General features: G+C 41.1%; 7 protein-coding genes and 1 pseudogene. 2 read left to right on the top strand and 6 right to left on the bottom strand.

Annotation, left to right across the window (positions count from 1 at the left end; all coding sequences use genetic code 11):
* Positions 1–146: 146 nt before the first annotated feature.
* On the bottom strand, positions 147–368 hold the full coding sequence (locus H6F63_RS00230; RefSeq protein WP_190633883.1) for a hypothetical protein: 222 nt from the start codon (positions 366–368) through the stop codon (positions 147–149).
* Between the two features lie 27 nt (positions 369–395).
* Entirely contained in the window at positions 396–1,280 is an 885-nt protein-coding gene (locus H6F63_RS00235) for a hypothetical protein (protein ID WP_190633884.1), read from the bottom strand.
* A gap of 382 nt (positions 1,281–1,662) precedes the next feature.
* Between H6F63_RS00235 and H6F63_RS00240 the strand changes: the two genes are divergently transcribed.
* Positions 1,663–1,836, top strand: a complete 174-nt coding sequence (locus tag H6F63_RS00240) for a hypothetical protein (RefSeq protein WP_190633886.1) — start codon at positions 1,663–1,665, stop codon at positions 1,834–1,836.
* Between the two features lie 118 nt (positions 1,837–1,954).
* On the opposite strand, the gene H6F63_RS00245 is transcribed toward H6F63_RS00240, so the two are convergent.
* The 3 genes from H6F63_RS00245 to H6F63_RS00255 form a co-directional block, all read right to left on the bottom strand.
* On the bottom strand, positions 1,955–2,920 hold the full coding sequence (locus H6F63_RS00245) for an aromatic ring-hydroxylating dioxygenase subunit alpha (protein ID WP_242019439.1): 966 nt from the start codon (positions 2,918–2,920) through the stop codon (positions 1,955–1,957).
* 79 nt (positions 2,921–2,999) lie between these two features.
* Positions 3,000–3,698 carry a YafY family protein gene (locus tag H6F63_RS00250; RefSeq protein ID WP_190633890.1) on the bottom strand — a complete coding sequence of 233 codons (699 nt, stop codon included), beginning with the start codon at positions 3,696–3,698 and terminating at the stop codon, positions 3,000–3,002.
* Between the two features lie 232 nt (positions 3,699–3,930).
* The gene (locus H6F63_RS00255; RefSeq protein ID WP_190633892.1) at positions 3,931–4,092 is read right to left on the bottom strand and encodes a hypothetical protein; all 162 of its coding nucleotides are present in this window, start codon (positions 4,090–4,092) and stop codon (positions 3,931–3,933) included.
* Between the two features lie 377 nt (positions 4,093–4,469).
* Between H6F63_RS00255 and H6F63_RS00260 the strand changes: the two genes are divergently transcribed.
* On the top strand, positions 4,470–5,042 hold the full coding sequence (locus tag H6F63_RS00260; RefSeq protein WP_190633893.1) for a DUF3124 domain-containing protein: 573 nt from the start codon (positions 4,470–4,472) through the stop codon (positions 5,040–5,042).
* A gap of 126 nt (positions 5,043–5,168) precedes the next feature.
* On the opposite strand, the pseudogene H6F63_RS00265 reads toward H6F63_RS00260, so the two are convergent.
* Positions 5,169–5,249, bottom strand: a pseudogene (locus H6F63_RS00265) (IS1 family transposase); the annotation flags it as partial.

Raw genomic sequence — 5,249 nt, forward strand, 5'->3', positions numbered from 1 at the left:
ATAGTATAAGCACCTTCTCTCTTACATAAGGATTCTCATGCTCTTTTAAAGTCTTTAGTAGCCGTTCCTTTTGTTCTTGAGAAAGATGGTTTTTGGCTGGCATATGTGGCTAAGAATAACTTAGTACTTAATTTTATATTATACAATCAAGCTGCGTAACAGCTTAAATCAGAACGCTTTGCTCCAGAGGAATCATGAGAAGCACAACATTTTCGTAAATACTTAACAACTTCAATACACTGTTCCGTTGTCATTTCTTTCTCTGAGCGTTTAGCCTTCTTATTGGCTTTTCGCTGTTCTTGATACCCTTTGGCCAGATTGTTATTAATCATCCGAATTTCTTCGACTACTCGGATGTCCCGGTACATGGGGCTTTTAGACTCGTAGCAATGAAGTCACTTTGCAACGTTCAATGCCAAGTCGCAAAATCCCATTGCCCAGCCACAGGTGTTTCCGCGCTCGTTAATGCCCCACGCGAAAAATTTTTCGAGTAAGTCCAGATCGTTTAATAGCTTGAAATCTAAGTCAGCAAGTTGATAGCTCTCAACATTCTTGAGCCACCCAAGGATGTTAAGTAGTCGTGTCTTATGATTATTAAAAGTGACCTCTCGCATTTTCTTGTCCTGACGCTTAGGAACATACTCACCAGTACAAAAAGTATGGAGTTGTTCTAACTGTTTCAAAAGCTTTGGGGTCAGTTCAGATTCCTTTAATCCATAAGGATTAGCATGGAGCGACCTACGCCCCCGGTTTGCCGCCATAATATTTGCTTTGGAACGAGTTTTTGGGGCATACTTTCCATAACGACCTTCAGCCGCTTCTTCATACCAACTTTCTTGCTGAATCCATTTGAGAAACTTGTTAAGAGCCGGACGGTATGTTGTTCTTTCTAGATTGGCTGTAATCTGTCCAGCACTTAAAGCAGCTTGACAACCTTTTGACAGAAGCTCAAGAGGCTTAACATTTAGAAATACATCCAGAGGAATCTGACTTAGAGCATAATCTAAACCGGCTCCTTCTAAATCTTCAGGGACAAATTTATATCCATGTAAGTTGGGAAGAACGTACCTTCTCAAAGTAGTTTTTAAGTTTGAAAAATTTGAGCCAGGAGTTTTGGTTTCTCCGTGTTGAATATATAGGAGTACAGTTTCCAGCAGATTTTTGGGGGGTTGCTGAGACATAGCTAAATAAAAAACTTTCATCAGGATTAATATAACCATGATACAATAACTTTTAACGTGAGGCAAAAATTTGGGGCTCACAGATACTCCATAAAACACATTTTGTGAGTAAGCATAAAACTCTTGTAATGCTTTTCAGTAAAAGGTTTTAGAATTTATAAACTTTCAAAGCGTAGGAAGCTATGAGGTTAGCTTCCTACGCTTTTTTGCTAGCTCTCAAGTGGCCTAAACGCTTGTATAATGGGATTTTGAAATGTACTATCCAGCGAAGCAGTGCAGCTTTAAGAGGTATAGTCAAGATACGGGTGCGAGCGCAACTACTTGGTTGTTGGCAGTGTATAACACTCAATAATTGCCTTTAAAACAAGATACAACCGCTTAAGTATTTCTTGGCTAAGCTGTGGCAAATAAAATTATTGGTTATCCAAAATAAGGTTGCAAAGATAGACTCTTAGACTCCATCAGTTGCGGATTTTTCGTAATGTTTGATGAGGGTAAATGGCTTAAAAATGGTGTAATAGGGGACACTATTTTTGATGCAACAGTTGCCAAACAACAGTTTATTTGTCGTCTTAACAAATTGTTGTTGTTGAGCATTCTTATAGCTACTAAAGCCTCAATGTATTTGGATGAAGAAAAGCTGGAATTAAGATAATTAGGGCTTTCAAGAGGAATTTCTACCAAAGTTTTACTTTGCTTAAACCCCTATTGTAAAAGAATTGGAAGGTTTTTGGATTAACGACACTAATATGTTAATAGCGATAAATAATTTGTTATCTAGCATTAGCATTTGCGTCTTGAATAGCCTCTGTTTCTCTATTCTTCACTGTGCGGTAGTACCAACGACGAAACCGCAGTGAGGGTTCATCAGTAGGCACGTTAGATCCTTCATTTGTATTGGGAACTTCACCGATTTGTGACTCAACCATCGTGCGATCGTCGAGAGATGCTGCAAAGAACTCATCAAAGTTAAAGTTATTCGGATCGATTCCAGGGTTGGGCAGAGCAACCTGCATAAATCGCATTTGTTGGGTATTGATTGGAATCGCAAACAAATGGGGTCGCAGGGGCATTCCACCTATATCTAACTTGAGAACAACGTTATTGGGCTGATGCCAATCAATCTCAATTCCATAAGGTAAAGTATTGAGTTGATTCGTGATTGCCATTCCATCTGCTGTTGTAGTAACGCTGATTTGTGCGATCGCATTTTGGTGTACTGGGTCATGGAATTCGCGACCAAATGAATCCTGATGGACGAAAGGAATATGGAGATAGTCCAGTGAAATATCGATTGCTCTTGTCCAGTGTGCATTCCAAATCTTATGGTGAATCACGTAGCGCTCATTTGGTTCTAATAAGCTCGATGGCAACTGCGGTTCTGGCACATTTTCGGTTCCCGTAAAGATCCACAATGTCCCTGCAATCACCCTTGTCGGCAACCTCACGGCTGACAAGAGTGAGCGTTGAGTCGGGTTAAGTGAGTTGAAAGGAACATGAGTACAAGCGCCATCCAGGGCAAAATGCCAACCATGATAGGGACATTCAACGCAACCATCTTCCGTGACTTGCCCGCGTGAGAGAGGCGCACCACGATGAGGACAACGATCAAGAAATGCTGCAAACTGATCGGCCCAATTGCGAAATAAAACTAGCGATTCGCCAGCTAACTCAACCGCAAGGGGAGCTAGCCCTATTTCAGCAACGGGTAATACTGGAGTCCAGAAGTTAGGAAACATCTCAAACACAGCGAAATCGGCTCCTCAACAAATTCTTGGGCGTTACTCAGCATAAAACCCTACTCCTGACAGCATCCTGTCAGTGGAAGCCAGATAACTTTATTCTCTCAAGCTGAAACTTCGTGTATGAATCAAGACTGATCTCTTGGTCTGGAAATTGAACACCTGAAGCAAAATCGAGATTTTGGATGCGATCAACACGGAAATCTCTGTATGCGTTTCTAAGGATGCACCAGGTTCCAACTGTCCATTTCTCACCCCAGTAAAATAGTCCCAACGGAAAAACAACCCTTTGAGACAGTTCCTCACTCAAGCTCAAATACACAATTGTGACGGCTTGTTGTTGTTGAATGCCCCGGTAAAGGTCGTTCCAATGTCTTAAGCTTTGGTCGTTGAGAATATCACCTAGCGCCCGAACAGGTGTGTGAGTTGGATCAAAGCTGCGTGGCGGCAACACTGCTCCAATTTTACTCAACAGCATTTTTGCCGCCGCTGCTAAGTCGGTTCCGGTCGATTGCGACAGCATCTCGACACCCAACATCAAAGCGGTAATCTCATTAGGAGTTAAAGTTAGGGGCGGTAACTCAAAATCTTCATCCAAAGCGTAACCGATACCAGGCTCACCATAGATGGGAATACCACTCACCGAAAGATCATCGATATATCGGTAAATTGTACGCACGGAAACACCAATCCGTTCGGCTAGTTGCCCTGCTGTTATGGGTTGGTGAGCTCTAATGAGATTCACTAATTGGAAAAGACGGTCAGCTTTCCTCATCCTGTACGTCGAGTAGTCTTAATCTTCCAGCAGCATAACCAACCCAATCTAATTGCATATCGATTTTGTAATACGTCACAACCAACATTCAGTAGAGCGAAGCGTTTTTTCAGGTGCGAGTGATCGCTAATTAGGAGTAAATGGGGCGTAAGCAGTAGTCGAAAAAAAATGTACGCTACGGGCTAATTCCTGTGATAAAAATGGTTATTACAGGAATTTACTCCTTTGAGGATCACGGGTACAACCTAATCAGGATAAGCATTTCAGCGTTAGCGTACATTTCTGTTCTATTACTACTCACGAGCGTGGTTTTTTCAGGTGGAGTGTTGTTGTAGAGAATTTCTGCTATTTCTGTAATGCAGGCTTCTATACGCTGTTGCTCTTCGGATGTCATAGTTATTATCTGTCTGTCTAGATTTCTTGCCTGTATCTTGCCCCATCGCGCCTACTTGCACAATTGACAGCCTCAGCTTTGCTCCACCGAGGTGATTATTATTCTTACGCCTCACTGATTAGTGCTTGCATTCTGGCTATTTTTGCAAATTTTGGATGCACCCGTCCGAAATTCGTCAGGCTAAAAAGATTTTGAGCCGTTGGGGTATTCAGAAATGGCAGATTTTTTCTCCTCCTATAGTTTGAAGCCGTACTACTTCTTAAAAGTTGTCAAACCACTTAGTCCCAATATACTTAATATCTTGGTCATCATTGTTGTAAATATTTAAGTCTGCAATTATACTTTAATTTTATTAATGATTGTAATAATTAATGCTCGTGAAGTTATATTTACTCTCTTACGCCACAGTCGCTGTGATTGTACTTACGTCCTGCACCTCACAGGAGAAGCCATCGCAGTCAGTTGCTGATATCGATCGGGTAAACCCATCCGTAAAGGTAGTAACTTTAGATAAAAATTTCAAGATAGTAAGGGGTCAAACCGTCTATGTTCCTGCCTACTCCTACATTTATCATTACGATCGCCAAGAGACTTACAATTTAACAGCTACACTTAGTATTCGTAACACCGATCTGACTAACCCCATTATCATTACTTCTGTGCGCTATAACAATTCTGCTGGCAATCTGGTAAGGAAGTATCTAGAGCGCCCTACTCAACTTGCAGCCCTAGCTTCTACAAATTTTGTAGTTGATAGTAGTGACAATAGTGGAGGTTTAGGAGCCAACTTTATTGTGGAGTGGGTAGCTCAAACAGAAGTTGCTCAGCCTATAATTGAGGCAATTATGATTGGTAGTTCTTTACAGCAAGGAATTTCTTGGATCAGTCCTGGTAAGGTGATTAAAAGCCACAATAATCGCTCCCCGCAAACTTCTTTATCAGGTTTCTAAAGCGCTACTAATCATTCTCTATTTTATAGCAGAGCCAAACTTATTCTAGCTGCCGCATCAGGAGAGAACATATTGGGACTAAGGGTATAAAAGTTGGTAGTGGTAAATATGTAGTGAAAAAAATTCTTACATAGATAGCGACGCATTATAATGATGGATAAAATACCATATAGCTCCAATGTGATTTTCTAACTTTTTAGAAAAAGA

Origin of the sequence: Trichocoleus sp. FACHB-40 (genome assembly GCF_014695915.1) — a bacterium.
Classification (GTDB): domain Bacteria; phylum Cyanobacteriota; class Cyanobacteriia; order Cyanobacteriales; family FACHB-T130; genus Funiculus; species Funiculus sociatus.